The organism is Streptomyces sp. CHD11 (assembly GCF_018638295.1).
Classification (GTDB): domain Bacteria; phylum Actinomycetota; class Actinomycetes; order Streptomycetales; family Streptomycetaceae; genus Streptomyces.
The window spans coordinates 1-337 of record NZ_JABTTS010000153.1 but is presented as its reverse complement, the minus strand read 5'-3'; the positions used below and the strand labels follow the sequence as shown (position 1 = coordinate 337).

At 89.9% G+C, this 337-nt stretch carries 1 pseudogene; it reads left to right on the top strand.

The window, feature by feature from the left end:
* Nucleotides 1–198 precede the first annotated feature (198 nt).
* Nucleotides 199–337 (top strand): annotated as a pseudogene (locus HTV45_RS34715) (transcriptional regulator); the annotation flags it as partial.

Sequence of the window (337 nt, the reverse complement as noted above, 5' to 3'; positions counted from 1 at the left end):
CCCCCCCCCCCCCCCCCCCCCCCCCCCCCCCCCCCCCCCCCCCCCCCCCCCCCCCCCCCCCCCCCCCCCCCCCCCCCCCCCCCCCCCCCCCCCCCCCCCCCCCCCCCCCCCCCCCCCCCCCCCCCCCCCCCCCCCCCCCCCCCCCCCCCCCCCCCCCCCCCCCCCCCCCCCCCCCCCCCCCCCCCCCCCCCCCCCCGGCTCGGCGACGCGCCGCTGACCGCCCGGGTCCCGGCGCTGCGCGGTCGGGCGGTGGCGCACTACCTCGCGGGGGAGTTGCGGTACGCCGTCTATCTGCTGGAGTCCGCGCTCGACGAGCTGAACCGGGGCGGTCTGCACG